This window comes from Thiomicrospira microaerophila (assembly GCF_023278225.1).
GTDB classification, from domain to species: domain Bacteria; phylum Pseudomonadota; class Gammaproteobacteria; order Thiomicrospirales; family Thiomicrospiraceae; genus Thiomicrospira; species Thiomicrospira microaerophila_A.
Genome location: NZ_CP070959.1, coordinates 1,410,142 through 1,431,454 on the forward strand (window position 1 = coordinate 1,410,142; position 21,313 = coordinate 1,431,454).

Below are 21,313 nucleotides of genomic sequence, written 5' to 3' on the forward strand. Positions count from 1 at the left end.
AGAATAAAAAACCCAGACTGGCTGGGCTTTGTCATCAAATATTAAGATTATTCACTCGCTGCTTTAGCAACATCATGATAAACCACCATCGGTGGCTTTTTGCCCTGAATAACCGCTTTGTTAACAACCACTTTCTCAACATTTTTCATGCTAGGTAAATCATACATGGTATCCAACAAAACCTGCTCAAGGATCGAACGTAAACCACGCGCCCCGGTTTTTCTGGCAATAGCAAGTTTAGCGATTTCAGTTAAAGCATCGTTTCTAAACTCTAGCTGCGCACCTTCAAGCTCAAACATTTTTTGAAACTGCTTAACCAGTGCATTTTTGGGTGCGGTTAGAATCTGAACCAAGGCTTTTTCATCTAACTCAGTCAGTGAAGCAATAACGGGCAAACGTCCTACAAACTCAGGAATTAAACCAAACTTTGTTAAGTCCTCTGGTTCAATTTCAGCAAACTTTTGAGTTAGAGTCTTAACCTTATCTTTAGATTTGATATCTGCAGAAAAACCAATCCCTAAATTCTTTTCAGTGCGCTGTTCGATAATCTTGTCTAGCCCTTCAAAAGCGCCCCCCACAATAAACAAAATTTTTGAGGTATCAACATAAATCATTTCCTGATTCGGATGCTTACGTCCTCCCTGTGGTGGAACGGCAGCTTGCGTACCTTCAATCAATTTTAGCAAAGCCTGCTGAACACCTTCACCCGACACATCACGAGTAATCGAAGGGTTTTCAGATTTACGGGTAATTTTATCTATCTCATCAATGTAAATGATGCCACGCTCGGCTTTTGCCGGGTCATTATCGCAACGTTGAAGCAGTTTTAAAACAATACTTTCAACATCCTCGCCAACGTAACCGGCTTCGGTCAGGGTAGTCGCATCGGCAATGGCAAACGGTACGTCAAGTAAACGCGCCATGGTCTGCGCCAATAAGGTTTTACCTGAACCGGTTGGCCCAATCAGCAGAATATTGCTCTTTGTTAACTCAACCTCATCGGAATTGTTTGCGTTTTGCAAACGACGATAATGGTTATAAACCGCAACCGATAAGACTTTTTTCGCTTTTTCTTGACCGATCACATAATCATCAAGAATGGCACTAATCTCATGTGGAGTGGGCAGGTTTTCAAGGTCAAAACTATGCTCAACATCCGCCCCTAATTCTTCCTGCAAAATATCGTTGCATAGTTCAATGCATTCATCACAAATATAAACTGATGGGCCAGCTATAAGCTTACGCACCTCATCTTGACTCTTTCCACAAAAAGAGCAATATAACATTTTTTCTTTCATAGCTTTTATTCCTAGCGGTTGTGCAATACTTGATCGACCAAACCATATTCCATTGCGCGTTGCGCACTCATAAAGTTATCACGATCCGTGTCACGTTCAATAACCTCAATAGGCTGGCCAGTATTTTCAGCCAATGCTCGATTTAGCTTATCTTTAATATACAATATTTCACGTGCATGTATTTCAAAATCACTCGCTTGGCCTTGAAAACCACCTAATGGCTGATGAATCATTACCCGAGAATTAGGCAAAGCAAACCGTTTCCCCTTGGTACCCGCTGCCAACAAAAATGACCCCATACTCGCTGCTTGACCCATAACCATTGTGGAAACATCAGGCTTTATAAAACGCATCGTATCATAAATCGCCATGCCAGCTGTAACACTGCCACCAGGTGAGTTGATGTATAGATGTATATCTTTGTCAGGGTTCTCTGCTTCCAAGAAAAGCATTTGCGCCACGATTAAATTAGCCATATGGTCTTCAACTTGGCCCACCAAAAAAATCACGCGCTCCTTGAGTAAACGTGAATAAATATCATAGGCACGCTCACCTCGACTGGTCTGCTCAACAACCATAGGCACTAAAGCATTTCTAATTACCGAACTATTCATGATCCACCCCTAATTAAATCTACTTTGCATTCTAAATGAATTTTAAAAACAAAAACCCTATGACAGTGACAACCGTTCATAGGGTTTAATAAAGTTGCTAGCTAATAAACTTAAGCGGCTGATGCGCTAACAATCTCATCAAATGCTTTAGTGACCTCATTCACTTTCGCTTCTGACATGATTTTTTTCGCCACAGCAGACTCAACAATCACAGAACGCGCTTCGTTTAGGCGCTGTGGATTCTCTTTGTACCACTGTTTAATCTCTTCCGGCTCTTCATAGGCAGAGGCCTGCTCAGCAATAAATGCATCAAGGTCAGCTTCTGAAGCTTGAATATCATTAGCCTTAATCACATCGCCAATAACCAAGCCTAGCTTAACGCGTTTTTTTGCTTCCTCACTAAAGATGTCAGCCGTTAGACCAGGCATTTGCCCCTTAGGCATGCCCTGCTGTTCTAAACGCTGCATATAGTTTTCCAACATAGTTTCTGCTTCTTGAGCTACTAAAGATTTTGGCACCTCAATATCAACCGCCTTCTCTAAAGCATCGAAAGCGGCCTGGCGGTTTTTAGCATCCAAGGTGCGCTTTAATTCACGCTCCATGTTTTCACGAATTTCTTTACGTAAAGACTCAACCGTACCGTCTTCGATACCAAATGACTTTATAAACTCTTCATCTAACTCAGGTAATTGTTTGGTCTGAACAGAATGGACAGTAATATCAAACTGTGCTGTTTTACCCTTTAGGTGTTCAGCCTGGTACTGTTCTGGGAAAGTAACATCAATCGTTTTAGTTTCACCTTTTTTCATCCCAATAATACCGTCTTCAAAACCTGGAATCATTCGACCAGAACCTAGTTCTAAAGGAACATTTTCTGCTTTACCGCCGTCAAATTCCACACCATCCAATTTTCCAACAAAATCAATAATGACCTGCTCACCCATATTGGCTTTTTTAGCAGCGCCGGCAGGCTTCCAAGCAGAACGTTGCTCTTGAAGTCGTTGAATCATCTTGTCAACGTCTTCTTCTTTAACTTCTGCGCTAAGCTTTTCAACTTCAATGCTGTCAAAAGCAGGCAAAGTAATCTGAGGATAAACATCAAAACGAGCTTCGAACTTTATCTCGCCATTTTCTAGCTTTACATCATCAAACGCTGGGTAACCCGCTGGATTGTAGCCTTCCTTATCCATTGCATCAAAAAAGGCATAATGAAGCGTTTCGCCCAAAAGTTCTTGTTGAACTTGTGGCAAATAACGTTTTTTAACCATATTCATTGGAACTTTGCCTGGACGGAAACCATCCATCTTAACAGTGCGGCGCATTTCATTTAAGCGCTTTTCAACCTTGGCATCAAATTCATTAGATGGAAAACTCACACTCAACTTGTGCTCTAGGCCTTGCTCAGGTTTTACAACAGATACTTGCATACAAATTCTCAAATAGTTATTAAATTCAAATGGCTACCGTGTAGTTTTCAAAAAAACAAACCAACACAGCGATAATAAATAGTCCCAAAATTATACAGATATGGGCAAAAACAACAAGAAAAATCTAAACTTAGGGCACAAATATTAGCGTTTCCTTATTTTTATTTTACCCTACGCACACATTATTAAATAATTTTAAGCTACAATATAAATGTTAATTTATATCATAAACTCAACTTTGGAGAAGTTAAATGATTATCGAACGTGTAGTTTTAATGGTAGCAGGCTCTGTTGTACTGGTTAGCCTTGGTTTAGCCCTTTATGTTTCACAAGCCTGGTTACTTCTAACCGCTTTTGTAGGCTTAAACCTAATTATTTCTGGTGTATTTCGTTTTTGCCCGATGGTAGTGATTCTGAAAAAACTAGGCCTGAAGCACGGCTCACCGTTTGTTAAGCCACAAGCTTAATAAGTTACGTCAAACTAGGCGCTAAGTAACTTAACGCCTAGTCAAATTTTTTGACTATCTCTTCAATTTCTTCCTCTAAAACCAACCACGCCATCTCAAGCTCATCCAACTGACTTTGACAATTGGCTTGTTCGGCCAAAAGTTTATTTAATTGCACCAACTGATCGGCCTGATAGATCGCATCATCCGCCAATAACGCATGAAGCTCATCCATTCGTTGCTGTTTAACCACCAATTGTTTATTCACCTTTTCCAACTGCTTGCGCTGGGTTTGGGTGGCTTGTTGCAGGCGTTTACGTTGCTCTGCGTTTTGTTGGCGCTGTTGCTTTTTATTTAAGCCGGATTCTTCAACCAGGCCTGGTTGCTTTGTTAGGGTATCTGCTTCGGTTTTAGCCAGTTTTTGCTGTTTAAGCAATAACAACCTTTGTTGCAAATAGGCATCCAAATCACCATGAAACAAACTCACCTGCCCTTCATGCACCCACCAATATTGGTCAACAATCCCAGCCAGCATGTGTCGATCATGTGATACCACAATCAACGCACCATCAAAAGCTTGCAGCGCTTCATCCAGCGCATCACGCGCGTCCATGTCCAAATGGTTCGTTGGCTCATCAAGGATAATTAAATTCGGCTTTTGATACACAATCACAGCCAGGGATAAACGCGCCTTCTCGCCACCGGAAAAATGGCGAATCGGTGACAAGGCTTGATCATGGCTGAAACCAAAACCGCCTAAAAAATCGCGCGCCTGCTGCTCGGTGATGGTTTCAAAATTTCGCAACAGGGTTTGAACCGGCGTGGCATCTAAATCCAGAGCCTCCACCTGATGCTGGGCGAAATAGCCAATTTTTAAACCCTTAGCATAAAACAATTTACCGGTTTGCGGTTTTAGCTCTTGAACAATCAACTTTAAAAAAGTAGATTTACCGCTACCATTCACGCCAACCAAACCAATACGGTCGCCAGCACGTAGCACGAGGTTAACCGAATGCAACAAGGGCTTTGAAACTTCATAGCCAAAACCAACTTGTTCTATTTGCAACATCGGATCAGGCAAATGATCCGGATTAAAAAACTCAAAACGAAACGGGTTGGTCGCCTGCAGCGGTGCGATTTCTTCCATCCGTTCCAACGCCTTGACGCGACTTTGCGCTTGCTTGGCTTTGCTTGCCTTCGCTTTAAATCGCGAAATAAAACTTTTCAAATGCTGCATCCGCTGTTTTTGTTTATCCAGCAACGCCTGCTGCTGCATTAACTGCATACTACGTTGGCGCTCATAGCTTTCAAAGTTACCGCTGTAAAACGCAATCCGCTGTTCTTCCAGCAAAGCAATACCTGTGACAACCTGATCCAAAAAATGCCGGTCATGCGAGATGAGCAACACCGCTCCCGAATAAGCCGCTAGCCACTGCTCCAGCCAAGCGACCGCTTCTATATCTAAATGGTTAGTGGGCTCATCCAGCAACAATAAATCCGAACGCTGCATCAGGGCTTTCGCCAGCTTGAGGCGAACTTGCCAACCGCCTGAAAACGCGCGGTATTCGCGGCTTAAATCGGCTTTTTCAAACCCTAAGCCAAATAATAATTGCTCGGCTTTGAGCGGAACTTGATAAGCCTGAATATGATCAAGTTGATCATGCAACGCCACCATCGCGGCTTCGTCATTCTGCTGTTCGGCTTTTTTAAGCTGATTAATCAATTGATAATACAGGGTATCACCGGATAACACATAATCCAGCGCGCTGAGATCACTGTCCAAGTCTTCCTGTTGCACATAGCCAATTTGCCAATTTGCCGGAATCGCGATTTGTCCGGCGTCAAGGGTTTGTTGACCTAAAATCGCTTTAAACAAGGTCGATTTACCGACACCATTACGGCCAATAATCCCTACTTTCTGCCCAGGATGCAAGGTCAAATTAGCATTGTCCAATAGGCATTTAGTCCCGGCAAACAAGGATACTGACTGAATCGCTAACATGCTAGACGGCATCCTTTTGAATGCAACCGTCAACCAGTGTAATCGTTTGGCCGATTTGTGATGCCAGCGCTAAATCATGGGTCACCACCAATAAAGCGGTGTCAAACTGCTCGTTTAACGACAGCATAAGTTCAAACACTTGATCAGCGGACTTTGAATCTAAATTTCCAGTGGGTTCATCGGCCAAAATACAACTGGGTCGGGTGATTAAAGCCCGTGCTATCGCCACTCGCTGACGTTCACCGCCTGACAATTCAGCCGGTTTATGCTGCAAACGATGCCCTAAACCGACCTGCTTTAACAACTCTCTCGCACGTTGTTCAGCGGTTTCCGGCGTCTGACGCGCAATTCGTAATGGCAACATCACATTTTCTAAGGCATTCAGTTCATCGAGTAGATAGTGAAATTGATAAACAAATCCCAAATGTTTATTGCGCAATACGCCACGTTTTGACTCGGACAAACTGGAAAACGACTGACCCGCTAAACGCACTTCACCTACTGTGGGCTTATCCAAACCTGCCAACAAGTGCAAAAGTGTACTTTTACCCGAACCCGAAGCCCCGACAACCGCCATACGTTGACGTGGCGCGAGCTGAAGTTCAATGTCTGTCAAAACCCGCGTTTCCAAGTCACCGTCTTTATAGGTTTTGCCTAGACCACTCGCTTGTAAAATAAAATCACTCATAACGTAAGGCCTCCGCGGGTTGAATTCGTGATGCACGCCAAGCCGGATAGAGCGTCGCCAATAAGGTCAACACAAACGCCAGGCCTGCTACCGCCCAAACATCACTCCACTCCAGCTTGGAAGGCACTTCGCTAATATAATAAACATCCGCCGGGAAAAACTGGAAACCAAACAGCTGCTCGATAAACGGAATAATCACATCAATATTAAGCGATAAAACGACACCGCCGACCACGCCGAGATACGCGCCAATAATGCCGATAACCAAGCCTTGGATAATAAAAATCTTTTGGATACTGAAAGGTGAGGCACCCAGCGTACGCAGTACCGCAATATCTTTCTGTTTGTCGGTGACGACCATCACCATCGTCGAAACAATGTTAAAAGCAGCTACCATGATAATCAGTGCCAACACAATAAACATCATGCGTTTTTCCATTTGAATGGCTTTAAAAAAGTTAGCATGCTGCTGCGTCCAGTCACGGATTAAAAACTGATCATTAAAACTAACAATAAAATCACGACGCACTTCATAAACTCTAAAAAGATCATCGATTTTTAACTGTAAGCCACTTACTGCACCGTCGCGGTAACGGAAAATCGTAGCGGCATCCTCAAGGTGAATCAACGCCATCCCCGAGTCATATTCGTGCATCCCCGCTCTAAACAAGCCGGTTACCGTTAAACGTTTAATACGTGGCAACATCCCAACCGGTGACACTGCACCCTGTGGGGCAATCAAGGTAACCGAATCACCAACCGACACGCCCAAACTATGCGCCAATTCCAATCCCAAAATAACCCCATAACCCTGCGGTTGAAGATCAGACACCTCGCCTGTGACCATAATCGTTTCAATACTCGACACCTCTGATTCGAGTTCTGGCAATATGCCACGAATCATCACGCCTTTCACCCGCTCACCTTGCGACAACATCCCTTGCTCAATAATATTGGGCGCGGCGCCTAATACCCGCGGATGAAGCTTGCTCATTTCATAAAGACCCGACCAATTAGACAAGTTATGATGATTGTCCGACAGGGTTAAGTGGGCGGTCATGCCTAAGATGCGCTCACGCAATTCATGCTGAAAGCCATTCATAATCGACATCACCGTGATTAACGCCATTACACCCAATGAGATACCAATCATTGACGACATAGAAATAAACGAGATAAAGCCATTTCGACGCTTGGCGCGAATATAACGCAGGCCTAATAGCCATTCAAAAGAAAGTTTAAACATAACGGTCTCTAAGTTTTAGGGGTGTCGTCTGCCGGTGCAGACTTAGACACAAAAATCGGTAAGCCATAGTTTTTATGAATTGCCAACATTCGCAAACCAAACACCACGATCATGGCCAACAAAGCAGCCAATTCCGGGCTATCCAAAAAGCGTAAACCCAACACCAATACACTGGCGCCTAAAAAGGATGCCGTGGCATAAATTTCTTTACGGAAAATCAGTGGCACTTCGCCCACTAACACATCACGGATAATACCACCGACCACACCGGTCATAATACCAAACATAATGACAATCGGATCACTGAAACCCAGCTCAAACGCCTTTTGTGCGCCAATCACGGTAAACACCGCCAAACCCAGCGCATCCAACACCAACAGCAGTTTCATCGGAATATCATAATAACGGTTGTAAACATAAACAATGAGTGTCGATATCACAATCACATAGATATAAATCGTTTGCTGAGTCCAAAATACCGGTACATCTAAAATTAAATCGCGCAAGGTACCGCCGCCTACCGCCGTCACCATCGCCAACACCACCGCACCAAACAAGTCTAATTGTTTACGGCTGGCCGCTAATAAGCCGGTAATCGCAAACACCACGGTACCCAATAAATCCAAAAAATGAATGGCCATTAAAAAATTCATAATGCGAAATGCCAACACTCAATCAACTAAAAGCGCCTATTCTATCGCAAACTAAGCATGATAAATTCCCAAGCGCTAAAATTTTCGGGCTAGAATAATCACTTCTCAATTTACCGATGTAAAAGGCAACCCCGGCATGAGCCAGATTTTATCCCTTATTGACCTTAACGCTATTGAACTAAAAGCCAGTCGCTCCCACTGGGGAGCCTTAAATCCAAGCGAACAAGCCTTAGCGATTGTTCGGCAGGCGCAACAATCAGCAGGCCTGGTGGTACTGGTTTGCAAGGACATGGCGCAAGCCAATGAAATGATGGATTTAACCGGGTTTTTTGCCCCTGATGATTTAACACTTTTGCCGTTTCCAGAATGGGAAACCCTACCCTATGATCGTTTTTCGCCGCATCAAGACATCATATCCGAACGACTCAAAACCCTCTATCAGTTGCCGCAAACCCATAAAGGCTTGTTGATTATTCCCGTAGCCAGCCTGCTACAAAAAATCGCCCCTTCACGCTTTATCCAACAACACACATTGCTACTCAAAACAGGGCAAACCCTCGATAGTGCCGCCTTCGCCAGCCAGCTAGAATCGGCAGGTTACCAACGTGTCAGCCAAGTGATGGAACACGGTGAATTTGCTATTCGTGGTGCATTAATTGACTTGTTTCCAATGGGCAGCCGCCAACCCATACGCATTGATTTGTTTGATGACGAAATTGATACGTTGCGATTATTTGACGTGGACAGCCAGCGAACCAATGGTCAGATCGAGCAGGTAGAGCTGCTGCCGGCCAAAGAATATGATTTCACTGAAACCGGTATTAGCCAATTCCGCCAAGCGTTTCGTGATTTTTTTGACGGCCAACACCGTAACAGTGCGCTTTACAAGCAAGTCAGTGACGCTGAAAACGTCGGTGGGCTAGAATACTATTTACCCCTGTTTCATGCTGAAACCGCCACCTTGTTTGATTATCTTCCGACTGACACGCTATTTTTTGACCAGGGTGAATTGGATGAAGCGATTGAACACAACTGGCATGACTTTAACGAACGTTACGAAATTGGACGCCATAACCCTGATTATCCGCTACTCCCCCCTAACCAGCTTATCCTGAGTGCGCCGGAATGCTTGGGCAAACTCAAAAACTTTCATCGTATTAGCCTGCATAGCAACGGTGACGGCAAACGCTTTAATGCACGATTTAACACCCTAACCCTGCCAGATTTACGGGTTGATCACCAGAGTGATTATCCGATGGCAAAACTTAATGCGTTTTTAGATCGCTATCAGGGGCAGATCGCCTTTTGTGCCGAAAGCTTAGGCCGACGCGAGACACTTTTAAACCTGCTTAACAAACAGGGCATCCACCCTAAGGTATTTGACAGTTGGATTGACCTAGCTCAACAACGTGAAACCTGCAGCAAAACGCAACCAGGCCTGGTTGTCGGCCCGCTACAAGATTCGATTCACAGCCAAGACTTTACGTTGATTGCCGAAGCCGCACTGCTCGGTCAAACGGTGGTGCAAAAACGCCGACGCCGAACCAAACACCATGAGTTTGATCAAGCCATTAGCAACCTAGTCGAATTAGAAATCGGCAGCCCGATTGTCCATATTGACCATGGCGTTGGACGCTACCTAGGCTTGGAAAAGTTAGCGCTACAAGGCGATGAACGTGAGTTTTTAATGATAGCCTATGCCGGAAATGACAAACTCTATGTCCCGGTCACCTCGCTCCACCTTATTAGCCGTTATACCGGTGCCAGCCCAGAAAGCGCCCCCCTGCATAAACTCGGCACGGATAAATGGGACAAAGCCAAACGCAAGGCCGCCGAAAAAGTCCGTGATGTAGCGGCTGAATTGCTGGATATTTATGCCCAACGCGAAGCTAAACAAGGTTATAGCTATCAACTTGCTGACGACGCCTATGCCCAATTTTGTGCCGGTTTTCCGTTTGAGGAAACCGACGATCAAATTCAAACCATCGCCGCCGTTGTCGCCGATATGCAATCGAAAAAACCGATGGATCGATTGGTATGCGGTGATGTCGGATTCGGCAAAACCGAAGTAGCGATGCGCGCGGCCTTTGTCGCGGCCTATGATGGCAAACAGGTAGGCATCCTCGTGCCTACCACCCTGCTCGCCCAACAACATTTTGAAAACTTTAAAGACCGCTTTGCCGACTGGCCGATGCGCATCGAAGTCTTATCACGTTTCCAAACCGCCAAACAACAAACACAGGTACTCGCCGATTTAGCCGAAAACAAGGTGGATATTATTATCGGCACCCATAAGCTGATTCAAAAAGACGTGCAATTTAGCAATCTAGGCTTGTTGATTATCGATGAAGAACACCGGTTTGGCGTCAGACAAAAAGAACAACTAAAAAAACTGCGCGCGCAGGTTGATGTACTCACCATGACCGCCACGCCGATACCGCGTACCTTAAACATGGCGATGAATGATATTCGAGATTTATCCATCATTGCCACCCCACCGGCCAAACGCCTATCGGTTCAAACCTTTGTGCAACCCTGGCAACAAGATACCGTACGCGAGGCCTGTTTACGTGAACTGCGTCGTGGCGGACAGGTTTATTTGCTATTTAATCAGGTCGATAAAATCGAACACATGGCTGAGGAAATTCAAGCGCTGATCCCCGAGGCGCGCGTGGGCGTGGCGCATGGCCAAATGCATGAACGCGAACTCGAAAAAATCATGCAAGACTTCTATCATCGCCGATTCAATATTCTGGTCTGTACCACGATTATCGAAACTGGGATTGATGTACCCACCGCCAACACGATTATCATTCACCGCGCCGACAAGTTTGGTTTAGCCCAGCTGCATCAACTGCGTGGTCGCGTTGGGCGCTCCCATCACAAAGCCTATGCCTATATGCTCACGGGTGATAAAGCCAGTATTACCGATGACGCGCAAAAACGCCTAACCGCGATTGCTAAACACGATACGCTGGGAGCGGGTTTTATGCTCGCCAGCCATGACCTTGAAATACGGGGCGCGGGTGAGCTTTTAGGCGAAGGTCAATCCGGTCAAATTCAAGAAATTGGCTTTGGTTTATACAGCGAACTGCTCGACCGCGCGGTACGTGCTTTACGTTCGGGCAAACAACCTGAACTCAATACGGATTTAACCGCAAGCTGTGAAGTAGATTTAGGCTTTGCCGCGCTGATTCCGGAAATCTATTTACCCGATATTCACAGCCGTTTGGTGTTCTACAAACGCATCGCCAGCGCACAGGATGAAAACCAACTGCACGAACTCGAAGTCGAGATGATTGATCGTTTTGGCTTGCTACCGGATCAGGTCAAAAACCTGTTCGCTGTCACCCGCGTGAAACTGATGGCAGAACCGATTGGCGTAAAAAAACTCGATGCTGGCGAGCAAGAAATTCGAATTCAATTTAATGCACGACCGAATATTGATCCGGTCAAACTGATTGGGCTGATTCAAACTCACCCCAAACGCTACCAGCTAAAAGGTCAAACAGAACTCAAGGTTTTCGATACAATGCCAGACATGAACACACGCATTACCACTCTGGAATTTGTATTAAATAGTCTAACAACGAATAAAACGAGCTAGCATCCATGAAAAAACTGTTTTCCAGCCTCATTATATTGCTGTTTTTACAACCAGGCCTGGTCGTTGCGAACCCATCTAACGAGCCCAGAGTACAAATCGAAGTAATCATTTTTCAATCTTTAGCACTAAGAGGCTGGACAGAAGAATATTGGCCTGAGTTTGATGGCATCACCACAACAGCCGATGCAACGTTTTTTGGTGCTTTAGACCAATATGCACGACTGGTGGACGCTGAAAAATTAAGTCTAAAGGATGAAATCAGTAAAATGACTACTGACCGTGGTTATGACGTGCTGGCTCATTTCGCTTGGCAACAACCCTTAAAATCTAGAATAGATGCAATACCATTATTAATTGAGCCGAGCATCCAATTACGACGCGCTGAAAGCAGTCCTCTTTTGGGTAAAATTCGTGTTTACCAAGAGCGATTTATTCATGCCGAGGTCAATATGGAATTAGATCGCCAAATTCCTGTACGAATTCGATCAAGATTTGCTGAACACCAGCAAATTCCAATTGATTGGTTACCGGACAGCTGGCGTTTTAAAATTGAAGAATCGCGACGTATGCGCTTCGGCCAACTTCATTACCTAGACCACCCTATCTTTGGGGTTTTAATAAAAGTTGACCGTGTTGCGAATTAGTTAAACTTAGCCTTTACTCTCAGGCAAAACTAAATTCAGCTCTAATACCTCAAAACCGTTCTCTTCATCTAGAGAGATTTTGAGGTTGTCTTCATCAATTTGCACGTATTTAGCGATCACTGCCAATATTTCTTCACGCATTCTAGGTAAGTAATCCGGTGCTTTTGCTTGCGAACGCTCATGAGCAAGTAGAATTTGCAACCGATCTTTGGCCTTATTTGCAGAACTTTTTCTACGCTGGCCGAGTAAATAATCTAATAACGCCATATCTTACTTCCCAAACCATTTTTTAAACAAACTCTTGTGTTCAACAGATAAAAAACGCTGCGGCTTGTCTTCTCCTAAAAAACGATCCACGATGTCTTTGTAGGCCTCAGAAGCATTTGCGCCCTCTGTCAAAATAACCGGAACTCCAGAGTTTGAGGCTTGAAGCACATCCTCAGATTCAGGCACCACACCCAAGAGCTTGATATTCAACAACTCAACCACATCCTCCATCGCTAGCATCTCACCGGCTTGAACACGATTCGGGTTGTAACGCGTTAAAACTAAATGCTCTACAATTGGGTCATCCCCTTCAATGGCACGTTTAGACTTGGCTTGTAAAATACCTAAAATGCGATCAGAGTCACGCACGGATGATACTTCAGGATTGGTAACAATCACCGCTTCATCTGCAAAGTAGAGCGCTAGTTGCGCGCCTTTTTCAATCCCTGCCGGCGAGTCGCAAATGACATAGTCAAAGCCTTCTGAGCGCAGGTCTTCAATGACTTTACCGACACCCTCAAGTGTTAATGCGTCTTTATCACGCGTTTGCGATGCGGCCAAAATATAAAGATTATCCACCTTTTTATCTTTGATCAAAGCTTGTTTAAGGCTGGCTTCGCCTTGAACCACATTAACAAAGTCGTAAACGACACGGCGTTCACAGCCCATAATCAAGTCAAGATTACGCAAACCGACATCAAAATCAATGACCGCAACCTTAAAGCCTTTTTGTGCTAAACCAGCAGAAAAACTGGCACTCGTTGTGGTTTTACCCACGCCCCCTTTACCGGATGTTACTACGATGACACGTGCCACATGGACTCCTTTAGAAAATATGTATTTTCAAAAAATTACAGTAAATTAAATACCAACCTATCCTGCTGTAAGCAAATCTCGACCCAACCCTGTTTATACTCCGGCTTAATATCCTCCGCCATTTGATATAAACCTGCAATACATACCATTTCAGCATCAAGATGTTGAACAAAAATGCGTGCTTGTCGATTACCGCTACTGCCGGCAAAAAGCTTTCCTTTGGCTTTACCATAAACATGGATATGACCATCAGCGACCACTTCAGCACCCGGATTAATCGAGGATTTAACAATTAAATCCCGGCCTTTGGCGTAAACCTGCTGACCGGAACGCACTGAAGTTTCTACCAACATCGCGCCTTGGTCCGCTTGTTGTGAAGACTGGGGCTGAGTCTTTGATTCTGCGGCTGATTTTTCACCGCCTGCCTTTACCGGCTTAAACACCGCCATTCCGGCATACTCAGCCTGCTCAATTAGCCCAGCTTCCTCAGTACGCACCCCAATCGGCATCATACCGTTTTGATGGAGCAGCTCAACTAACTGTGCCAAAAACGTCGGCGCTAAAGGCGATATTTCCGGTTCAATCACAATTGGCAAGGCTCTAAAAAAATCGGGAGCCTGGGCAACTTTAGTGGTTAAAACTGCTTTTACCTCAGCAAAATCATCACTAAAAATCTTTAACACTGATAAGGATAAAACCGAACCCTTAAGTGAAATCACTTGACTCATTGAATATCTCGTTTAAAAAATGCTAACTATTTTAGCACGCTCGCCTCAAAAGACTGAAAAAACCGGCAAACCTGTTGATCAAAATCTGCGATATTCGCAAAACGATGCCCGCCTCCTTGAGAAAGGATGATTTCTGTAGGTGCTAAATACTCAAGCGCGAGTTTCGCATCTAGGACTTCATCATCAAGTTGTTGCAATAACAAAAGCCTTGATGCCAATGCTTCATTAACACTCGGCACACGATAAGGCGCCAAACGTTTAAAATGCTCCGGCAACCATACAAACTGAGAAGCGGTATGAATCTCAGATTCGACTGCTTCAAGCTGCGTCCAAGGAGGAATAGCCGGATTAATTAATACCGCAGGCAAGTTATATTTTTCAGCAAAATAAATCGCCAAGTAACCACCCAGTGACGAACCAATAAGCCCAAGTTGGTAGTAAGGATTCAGTACACTGATCAACTGCTCAATACAATCCGCTGATAGACGCGCATCTTTAGGCAAACTAGGCGCTAAAACCTGCTGCTGCCCGAACAACTGCTTATAATGGCGTGCTTTGGTACTTAAACCATTTGAACCGTAACCGTGAATATAAATAATAAGTGAAGGACAGCAAGAATCCGCACCGGCTTGGCGCGGAGGATGATATGCAGAAATCATGATAAGAAATTAAGCAAGGTCCATCTCGGCTTTAATTTGTTCAACCCATTCCGATACACGCTGTTCGGTTAACTCAGGTTGTTGATCCTCATCAATTGCCAAACCAACAAAAAATTCACCATCTTCGGTTGCGGCTTTCGATTCATCATATTCATAGCCAGTTGTCGGCCAATAACCCGCAGGCGTGCCTCCATTTTCTAGCACAACATCATGCATCATACCAACTGCATCAATAAAGTACTCGGCATAATCAGCTTGATCACCTAAACCAAAACAAGCCACCGTTTTACCGGTAAAATCAATCGCATTAAAATCTTCCCAAAAGTCATCCCAACTTGACTGACGCTCACCGTAGTACCATGTTGGTTGGCCAAGAATTAACTTCTGATACTTGTCGAAGTCAGATTTTTTTGCACCGGCAATATCATAAACATCCACACGATCAGCGCCTAATTTTTGTTTAATTAAATCCGCAACACGCTCGGTATTGCCGGTATCCGTGCCGTAAAACAAACCAATCTTTTCCATAAACCTTCCTTTTAAGCTAAGTTGGAACACACGCCCTAGATATTAAATCCGTTCAGTTTTAACTGTATCAAATTCTAAAAAGTGCGACAATATTAACACAGGTTACTATTTCATCTTATTTAGCTATTTTATCAAGCCCTATGAAAAAAATTGATTGCTTTCGTTGCCAATATTTTTATGTTACCTGGGAACAGGACAACCCAAGGGGTTGCAAAGCCTTTGGTTTTAAAACATGGAAAATGCCTAGCCAAGTAGTAGAAGAGTCCTCTGGTCAAGCCTGTTTACAATTTCGACCCAAGCCAGATAATAATAACTCTAAACCCAACCAAAAAGGCTGGATCGCTTAGTTTTGTAACAGTCTTTTAAGTGCCTGCCAATTAAACAGTGGGCCTGGATCAGTTTTTCTGCCTGGTGCAATATCACTGTGTCCTAACACCTTACCCGTTAACAATTCAGGATAGGCATCAAACAGCGCTTTAATGCATGATGCCAGTTGCTGATACTGAACAGCCGTATAACAAATATGATCAGCGCCTTCCAACTCAATACCTATTGAAAAATCATTGCACCCTGAGCGCCCTTGATAGTTCGACAGGCCGGCATGCCAAGCCCGGTCATTAAAATTGACAAATTGAATCACCGATCCATCCCTGCGGATAAATAAATGGGCTGATACCCTCAACCCTTGCAAACCTTGATAATAAGGGTGCTGTTTTGGATCAAGCTGATTGGTAAACAACTTCACCACCCCATCTGATCCAAACTGATTAGGAGGTAGGCTGATTCCATGAATAACAATTAAGTCAACAAGCAGGCCTGGTCTTGCATCATAATTTGGACTAGCGATCCAGCTTGCCCCTAATAAACGTCCTGAATTGATGTGAAAAGGCATAACTAAATCCTCGTTATTGGTCGTTTAAGCTATAATTAGATTTTATTACATAACTATTTTTTAAGCTTATTTTTATGAACCATTACTTTGCTGATCTAATACAAAATGTTCGCCAAGGCTTGGCAGAGGATCTTGGCGAAGCCGATTTAACCGCTGAGCTAATTCCAATTGAAACCCAAGCACAGGCTAGTGTGATTGTCCGTGAAGACGCAATAGTCTGCGGTCAGCCTTGGTTTAACGAGGTCTTTAGACAGTTGGACCCAAGCGTTAGAATAAATTGGACCTGTCAGGATGGTGATCCTGTTAAAGCCAACCAACCATTATGTGAAATTGAAGGAGCAGCGCGCTCGATTTTAACCGCTGAAAGAACTGCTCTTAACTTTTTACAAACCCTAAGTGCCACCGCTACCTCTACAGCGCAGTATGTCGCGGCTCTCGCTAGTTCAAAAACCCAGCTTCTTGACACGCGCAAAACCTTACCCGGTCTGCGTTTAGCACAAAAATATGCAGTTAAATGTGGTGGTGGGCACAACCATCGGTTTGGCCTTTATGATGCCATTTTAATTAAAGAGAACCACATTATTGCTTGCGGTGGATTGTCGAAAGCGGTGCAAAGAGCCAAACAACAAAACCCCAATGTTAATGTTGAAGTCGAGACCGAAAACCTCAACGAGCTGAAGCAAGCACTAAATGCAAAAGCCGATATTATTATGCTAGACAACTTTAATATCGACATGATTAAACAAGCCGTTCAAATCAACCAAGGGCAGGCCAAACTCGAAGTATCAGGCAATGTGGAATTAGATCAACTCGCTATTTTGGGAACGACCGGGGTGGACTTTATCTCAACTGGCGCCATTACCAAACATATCAAAGCGATTGATTTATCCATGCGCTTTAAATTTATTTAGGACATCAGGTGCATAGCGTTCTTCAAGAAAATATTTTAATGTCGGTTGTGTTACTTTTAGGCTTATCAGTCCTAACAGTATCAGTTGCTCGTCGTCTCCATTTCCCACCGATCTTAAGCTATATTCTTGTGGGTGTGATCGTTGGCCCCGGCGGTTTTAGCCTGATACAAGATGAAAGCAATATCCGGTTTTTAGCAGAATTTGGCATCGTATTTCTGCTGTTTACAATTGGATTAGAATTTTCAATAGCGCAAATGCGAGCCATGCGCAACATTGTATTTGGCCTAGGAACACTGCAAGTTGTCGTTACTGGACTACTGGCTTATTTAATTGGCTGGTTATTAGGCTTCGATAATCATACCAATATCGTTATTGCGAGCGTTGTGGTGATGTCATCAACCGCAATTGCAATCAAACAGCTTAGTGAACAGGGAGAAATCCAATCTCGGCATGCGCGTAATGCGATAGGTGTGTCTATTTTTCAAGACATCGCCTCAATTCCATTGTTAATTTTATTTAGTGCCCTCGCCTTTAGTCAAGCGGATACCTCGTTAGGTGAAGCCTTAGGCATTTCGTTCTTAAAAGGCGTGTTTGTTGTCATCTTAATGCTGGCTATAGGTCGTTATTTGCTACGCCCATTATTTCATGAGGTAGCGAGTGCCAAGTCAACCGAACTATTTATGCTCACTGTTTTATTAGTGGCTTTGGGCGCAGCGACCTTTACCGAACAAATTGGCTTATCCCTAACGCTCGGTGCCTTTTTAGCCGGTATGATGTTGGGAGAAACCCAATTCCGTCATCAGATTGAATCTGACATACGCCCGTTCCAAGACATACTGTTAGGTCTGTTTTTTATCACCGTCGGAATGATGATCTTTCCAATGCTCATTTGGGACAATTTAGGTATTATTTTGCTGGCTACGCTAGGCATCATTCTTTTAAAAGCTTTCGTAGTTTTTGGCTTAATGCGGTTATTTTTCAAAAACATGGGAAGCGGAGTGGCAATCCGTACAGCGGTCACCTTGGCGCAAGTTGGTGAGTTCGGTCTAGTATTGATTGCACTTGGCTTTTCTTACCAATTACTTGCCGAAGATGCGGGACAACTTTTGCTCTCAGCATCAGTTTTAAGCATGATGCTGGCCCCCTTCTTGGTAAAACTCAATGGTCGCATTGCGCATTGGCTTAGCTTTGATTACGAAAAAGAAAAACGTGACATGGAATCCCATATCGCGCAAGACAACGAATACCTTAAAGACCATGTTATTGTCTGCGGCTTTGGACGAGTGGGACAGATTACAACGCGTTTTTTACGCAATGCTAACCAAGCCTATATCGCGCTTGACCTAGACGCAACACGCTTAAAAGAAGCCCAACTTGCCGGTGAAAATGTCTATTACGGTGATGCGGCAAAGCCCGATATTTTAATCGCTGCCAAAATTGAAAAAGCCAAAGTTATTATTATTACCCACCATGACTTTCACTTAGCCTTAAAAACGCTTCGTTCAGTAAGAGGTATTGATAAAAAAATTCCAGTATTAGTTCGCACTCCTGACGATGCCCATGTTGATGAATTAATAGCCGCAGGTGCTACCGAAGTCATTCCTGATTATTTCGAATCCAGTATTATGCTGGCTTCACACCTACTATTAATGCTAGGTCACCCGCCCAGTCAAGTACTCAGGGAAACACGCCAAGCTCGTGCCGATCGTTATAGCCTACTTTCTAATTTCTACCCGGGGGAACGAGATTTAAGTAGCGGCTCCGCACTTGTTCAGGGTGGCATTATTCATGCTGTTAAGCTTGATGAAACCGCATTTGCAATTGGTAAACGTCTGCAAGAAATCCCTTTCGAAGAATATGGAGTTCATGTCGATGCAGTTAAGCGAGGCTCAGTACGCGGTGAGAATCCAGATGACGGCACACGATTGCGTCCAGACGATACCTTGATTATTTCAGGGTTACCTGAAGCCGTTGAAATTCTTGATCGAATACTTAAAACAGGTAAATAGAATGAGCGATGATAACCAAGCAGGCCTGGTTGCTGAGTTGAATCAAAGATTAACTCAGCTAGAAATTCGTTTGAGCTATCAGGATGAATCGATTGAGGCCATGGAAAGCACCCTAGCCTCACAACATCAATCCATCCAGCAATTAAACCGAAAATTAACCCTACTGGGTGACTATCTAAAAAGCTTAAAAGACGATGCTATTAAACCTTTGAGCGAAGAAACACCCCCTCCGCATTACTGACTGTCGCTATCGCTAGCAATGGTTGCCTGAGCAGGTATCTGCAGCGAAGGATCCTTGGCCATTTCAGTAGGAATTAAAAAGAATACACCACGCTGACCTTTTCTAAACTGTATACCCGCATCACGTCCTTTGTCACTGACAAAGGTTTTAAAACCACGTTTTTCAAGCAAGCCTTGCTCAGTTAATCGAGCCTGTAATTCTTGCGGATGAATCGCCATTTCTCTTGCTAATTTTGCCAAGGTTAAACGTTGCAACCTTGGTTCGGATGAATAGTTTTGAGCTTCACTTGAAGACGTTTCGACCACTGAAGAGGGATCATAGCTTAGGTTTAAACCATATTTTTCAATATAGTTTGGATCCGAATTCTGCTGGGCAGTTAACAAGCTTGATAACCTGTCTTTTAATTGCTCAGATGAAACCGATGAGGCAAAGCCCAAAAACCTTTTTAGCGTTTTAAACAAACCCGATGAAGTCTTTAAGTCCTTACTTATTAAGGACGCTATTTCATCCGATCGAACGATCATTTCAAAACCCTGTTCAGGTTTTATTAATTTGGCTCGGTGATCAACAAGAATAAAATGTTTAAACTCCAGAGGCGTTTTTAAAGAAGATTTAAGCAGTTGACTTAAAACTTGTTTGTTTTTTTCTGCATTTTCAATCGGTGAGTTAATCGAAAAAAAGCTTCGTTTAAATCGATTCCAATAAGCAAACTGCCCCTCATTACTGACCTTTAAACCATTTGAAAAATTTTTGGTTTCAAAAAGATACGCCGTTCCATCGCTGCTCACGACCAAATGGTCAATTTGCGACTCTAAATCACCTTGCTTAAATTTCAGATCATGAAGCAGCACAACGTCGTCGCGATCGGCAAACAACTGCTCAATAAAATTTGAAGCATTAAATTTCCCTCTATCTCCACCACGAATACGCTTTAAATCGACCAATACTCTGCGTTTAATATCTTCTTGTTCAGTGGTTAATTGATCTAAAATCCACTCTAGTTGTTTAATATCATCTGTACGGGGTTCAAACTTTTTAAGTACAGTCATCTCTATCCTTTGTAATTATATTTTATTCTGGTTGCAGCAATTTTCGATCTTGATCCGATAAACGCTCGATAATAATAATCTCATACCCCAAGGCACGATAGTCATTAATTTGTGCTTCACCCGATGCTGACACATCGATAAATTGTGCAAAATCTTGTTCTGCTATCCCTGACCAACCTGCAACTACCGCACAGACATGAACGGTAACCCCTTGCGAACTAGTCATTGTTTCAAACTGCTGAAGTAATGAAGATGTTGGCTCATCTTGTTGAGGCTTTGCAAACTCGGCCAACTCTCGACCATGGCTAACAATTACAATATCTAAATTGGCAAATGCTTGCCTGAGCGCGTCTACCTGCATTTGAACAAAATCTGCGTAGCCAGTCATTGCACTCGCAGATAAGCTCTCAATCTCAAGCACTACACCATTCGGCTCGATTTGATTAGAAACCAAACTTTCAACCATCGGATGCAAAGACATCGAACTGACTGAAGCGCTTATATTAAAACTAAACACCATCAAACAAGCGATGACTATTCGTTTCAGGCTACTAGGCTGGGGCATTTCAGTGACTCCTATTCAATATC

Annotated in this window: 21 protein-coding genes; 6 read left to right on the top strand and 15 right to left on the bottom strand. The window is 43.7% G+C overall.

The features are described from left to right. Positions 1-47 precede the first annotated feature (47 nt). From clpX to tig, 3 genes are all read right to left on the bottom strand, one after another. A complete protein-coding gene (gene clpX, locus JX580_RS06930) occupies positions 48-1,298 on the bottom strand; it encodes an ATP-dependent Clp protease ATP-binding subunit ClpX (protein ID WP_248849820.1) in 1,251 nt (416 codons plus the stop codon). 11 nt (positions 1,299-1,309) lie between these two features. Beyond that, a complete protein-coding gene (clpP, locus tag JX580_RS06935; RefSeq protein WP_248849821.1) occupies positions 1,310-1,912 on the bottom strand; it encodes an ATP-dependent Clp endopeptidase proteolytic subunit ClpP in 603 nt (200 codons plus the stop codon). A 110-nt stretch (positions 1,913-2,022) separates the two neighbouring features. Continuing rightward, the gene (gene tig / locus JX580_RS06940) at positions 2,023-3,339 is read right to left on the bottom strand and encodes a trigger factor (protein ID WP_248849822.1); all 1,317 of its coding nucleotides are present in this window, start codon (positions 3,337-3,339) and stop codon (positions 2,023-2,025) included. A gap of 251 nt (positions 3,340-3,590) precedes the next feature. Between tig and JX580_RS06945 the strand changes: the two genes are divergently transcribed. Then, positions 3,591-3,806: a YgaP family membrane protein gene (locus JX580_RS06945; RefSeq protein WP_248849823.1), complete on the top strand. Its 216-nt coding sequence runs from the start codon at positions 3,591-3,593 to the stop codon at positions 3,804-3,806. 37 nt (positions 3,807-3,843) lie between these two features. Here JX580_RS06945 and JX580_RS06950 read toward each other — a convergent pair whose 3' ends face one another. Genes JX580_RS06950 through JX580_RS06965 form a run of 4 tightly spaced genes read right to left on the bottom strand, consistent with a single transcriptional unit; the run spans position 3,844 to position 8,374 of the window. Next, on the bottom strand, positions 3,844-5,787 hold the full coding sequence (locus JX580_RS06950; protein WP_248849824.1) for an ABC-F family ATP-binding cassette domain-containing protein: 1,944 nt from the start codon (positions 5,785-5,787) through the stop codon (positions 3,844-3,846). Position 5,788: 1 nt separating this feature from the next. Next, entirely contained in the window at positions 5,789-6,475 is a 687-nt protein-coding gene (lolD, locus tag JX580_RS06955; RefSeq protein ID WP_248849825.1) for a lipoprotein-releasing ABC transporter ATP-binding protein LolD, read from the bottom strand. After that, positions 6,468-7,721 carry a lipoprotein-releasing ABC transporter permease subunit gene (locus tag JX580_RS06960; protein ID WP_248849826.1) on the bottom strand — a complete coding sequence of 418 codons (1,254 nt, stop codon included), beginning with the start codon at positions 7,719-7,721 and terminating at the stop codon, positions 6,468-6,470. The genes lolD and JX580_RS06960 overlap by 8 nt, the downstream gene beginning before the upstream one ends. A gap of 8 nt (positions 7,722-7,729) precedes the next feature. Then, positions 7,730-8,374: a trimeric intracellular cation channel family protein gene (locus JX580_RS06965; protein ID WP_248849827.1), complete on the bottom strand. Its 645-nt coding sequence runs from the start codon at positions 8,372-8,374 to the stop codon at positions 7,730-7,732. A 136-nt stretch (positions 8,375-8,510) separates the two neighbouring features. Between JX580_RS06965 and mfd the strand changes: the two genes are divergently transcribed. Next, the gene (mfd, locus tag JX580_RS06970) at positions 8,511-11,981 is read left to right on the top strand and encodes a transcription-repair coupling factor (RefSeq protein WP_248849828.1); all 3,471 of its coding nucleotides are present in this window, start codon (positions 8,511-8,513) and stop codon (positions 11,979-11,981) included. A gap of 5 nt (positions 11,982-11,986) precedes the next feature. After that, complete coding sequence (locus JX580_RS06975; protein WP_248849829.1) at positions 11,987-12,625, top strand: CsiV family protein; 639 nt, start codon at positions 11,987-11,989, stop codon at positions 12,623-12,625. Between the two features lie 6 nt (positions 12,626-12,631). On the opposite strand, the gene minE is transcribed toward JX580_RS06975, so the two are convergent. From minE to ampD, 6 genes are all read right to left on the bottom strand, one after another. Next, a complete protein-coding gene (gene minE / locus JX580_RS06980) occupies positions 12,632-12,892 on the bottom strand; it encodes a cell division topological specificity factor MinE (RefSeq protein ID WP_248849830.1) in 261 nt (86 codons plus the stop codon). A 3-nt stretch (positions 12,893-12,895) separates the two neighbouring features. After that, the gene (gene minD / locus JX580_RS06985) at positions 12,896-13,708 is read right to left on the bottom strand and encodes a septum site-determining protein MinD (RefSeq protein WP_248849831.1); all 813 of its coding nucleotides are present in this window, start codon (positions 13,706-13,708) and stop codon (positions 12,896-12,898) included. 35 nt (positions 13,709-13,743) lie between these two features. After that, positions 13,744-14,436 carry a septum site-determining protein MinC gene (gene minC, locus JX580_RS06990; RefSeq protein ID WP_248849832.1) on the bottom strand — a complete coding sequence of 231 codons (693 nt, stop codon included), beginning with the start codon at positions 14,434-14,436 and terminating at the stop codon, positions 13,744-13,746. A gap of 26 nt (positions 14,437-14,462) precedes the next feature. Further along, positions 14,463-15,095, bottom strand: coding sequence for a YqiA/YcfP family alpha/beta fold hydrolase (locus JX580_RS06995; RefSeq protein WP_248849833.1), 633 nt, complete (start codon positions 15,093-15,095; stop codon positions 14,463-14,465). Between the two features lie 9 nt (positions 15,096-15,104). After that, entirely contained in the window at positions 15,105-15,623 is a 519-nt protein-coding gene (locus JX580_RS07000; RefSeq protein WP_248849834.1) for a flavodoxin, read from the bottom strand. 343 nt (positions 15,624-15,966) lie between these two features. Then, a complete protein-coding gene (gene ampD, locus JX580_RS07005) occupies positions 15,967-16,515 on the bottom strand; it encodes a 1,6-anhydro-N-acetylmuramyl-L-alanine amidase AmpD (RefSeq protein ID WP_248849835.1) in 549 nt (182 codons plus the stop codon). Positions 16,516-16,589: 74 nt separating this feature from the next. On the opposite strand from ampD, the gene nadC reads away from it, so the two are divergent. The 3 genes from nadC to JX580_RS07020 are packed head-to-tail and all read left to right on the top strand — an operon-like array spanning position 16,590 to position 19,676. Then, positions 16,590-17,426, top strand: a complete 837-nt coding sequence (gene nadC / locus JX580_RS07010; protein ID WP_248849836.1) for a carboxylating nicotinate-nucleotide diphosphorylase — start codon at positions 16,590-16,592, stop codon at positions 17,424-17,426. Positions 17,427-17,434: 8 nt separating this feature from the next. Then, the gene (locus JX580_RS07015) at positions 17,435-19,435 is read left to right on the top strand and encodes a cation:proton antiporter (protein ID WP_248849837.1); all 2,001 of its coding nucleotides are present in this window, start codon (positions 17,435-17,437) and stop codon (positions 19,433-19,435) included. A 1-nt stretch (position 19,436) separates the two neighbouring features. Beyond that, positions 19,437-19,676, top strand: a complete 240-nt coding sequence (locus JX580_RS07020; protein WP_248849838.1) for a SlyX family protein — start codon at positions 19,437-19,439, stop codon at positions 19,674-19,676. Here JX580_RS07020 and JX580_RS07025 read toward each other — a convergent pair. Further along, complete coding sequence (locus JX580_RS07025; RefSeq protein WP_248849839.1) at positions 19,670-20,725, bottom strand: nuclease-related domain-containing protein; 1,056 nt, start codon at positions 20,723-20,725, stop codon at positions 19,670-19,672. The two genes, JX580_RS07020 and JX580_RS07025, sit on opposite strands and share 7 nt — an antisense overlap. A gap of 22 nt (positions 20,726-20,747) precedes the next feature. Next, positions 20,748-21,290, bottom strand: coding sequence for a DsrE family protein (locus JX580_RS07030; protein ID WP_248849840.1), 543 nt, complete (start codon positions 21,288-21,290; stop codon positions 20,748-20,750). Between the last annotated feature and the right edge of the window lie 23 nt (positions 21,291-21,313).

What these genes read in the sequence shown, in the direction of transcription:
- clpX (WP_248849820.1), bottom strand. Translation starts at nt 1,298, where the DNA reads ATGAAAGAAAAAATGTTATATTGCTCTTTTTGTGGAAAGAGTCAAGAT.
- clpP (WP_248849821.1), bottom strand. Translation starts at nt 1,912, where the DNA reads ATGAATAGTTCGGTAATTAGAAATGCTTTAGTGCCTATGGTTGTTGAG.
- tig (WP_248849822.1), bottom strand. Translation starts at nt 3,339, where the DNA reads ATGCAAGTATCTGTTGTAAAACCTGAGCAAGGCCTAGAGCACAAGTTG.
- JX580_RS06945 (WP_248849823.1), top strand. Translation starts at nt 3,591, where the DNA reads ATGATTATCGAACGTGTAGTTTTAATGGTAGCAGGCTCTGTTGTACTG.
- JX580_RS06950 (WP_248849824.1), bottom strand. Translation starts at nt 5,787, where the DNA reads ATGTTAGCGATTCAGTCAGTATCCTTGTTTGCCGGGACTAAATGCCTA.
- lolD (WP_248849825.1), bottom strand. Translation starts at nt 6,475, where the DNA reads ATGAGTGATTTTATTTTACAAGCGAGTGGTCTAGGCAAAACCTATAAA.
- JX580_RS06960 (WP_248849826.1), bottom strand. Translation starts at nt 7,721, where the DNA reads ATGTTTAAACTTTCTTTTGAATGGCTATTAGGCCTGCGTTATATTCGC.
- JX580_RS06965 (WP_248849827.1), bottom strand. Translation starts at nt 8,374, where the DNA reads ATGAATTTTTTAATGGCCATTCATTTTTTGGATTTATTGGGTACCGTG.
- mfd (WP_248849828.1), top strand. Translation starts at nt 8,511, where the DNA reads ATGAGCCAGATTTTATCCCTTATTGACCTTAACGCTATTGAACTAAAA.
- JX580_RS06975 (WP_248849829.1), top strand. Translation starts at nt 11,987, where the DNA reads ATGAAAAAACTGTTTTCCAGCCTCATTATATTGCTGTTTTTACAACCA.
- minE (WP_248849830.1), bottom strand. Translation starts at nt 12,892, where the DNA reads ATGGCGTTATTAGATTATTTACTCGGCCAGCGTAGAAAAAGTTCTGCA.
- minC (WP_248849832.1), bottom strand. Translation starts at nt 14,436, where the DNA reads ATGAGTCAAGTGATTTCACTTAAGGGTTCGGTTTTATCCTTATCAGTG.
- JX580_RS06995 (WP_248849833.1), bottom strand. Translation starts at nt 15,095, where the DNA reads ATGATTTCTGCATATCATCCTCCGCGCCAAGCCGGTGCGGATTCTTGC.
- JX580_RS07000 (WP_248849834.1), bottom strand. Translation starts at nt 15,623, where the DNA reads ATGGAAAAGATTGGTTTGTTTTACGGCACGGATACCGGCAATACCGAG.
- ampD (WP_248849835.1), bottom strand. Translation starts at nt 16,515, where the DNA reads ATGCCTTTTCACATCAATTCAGGACGTTTATTAGGGGCAAGCTGGATC.
- nadC (WP_248849836.1), top strand. Translation starts at nt 16,590, where the DNA reads ATGAACCATTACTTTGCTGATCTAATACAAAATGTTCGCCAAGGCTTG.
- JX580_RS07020 (WP_248849838.1), top strand. Translation starts at nt 19,437, where the DNA reads ATGAGCGATGATAACCAAGCAGGCCTGGTTGCTGAGTTGAATCAAAGA.
- JX580_RS07025 (WP_248849839.1), bottom strand. Translation starts at nt 20,725, where the DNA reads ATGACTGTACTTAAAAAGTTTGAACCCCGTACAGATGATATTAAACAA.
- JX580_RS07030 (WP_248849840.1), bottom strand. Translation starts at nt 21,290, where the DNA reads ATGCCCCAGCCTAGTAGCCTGAAACGAATAGTCATCGCTTGTTTGATG.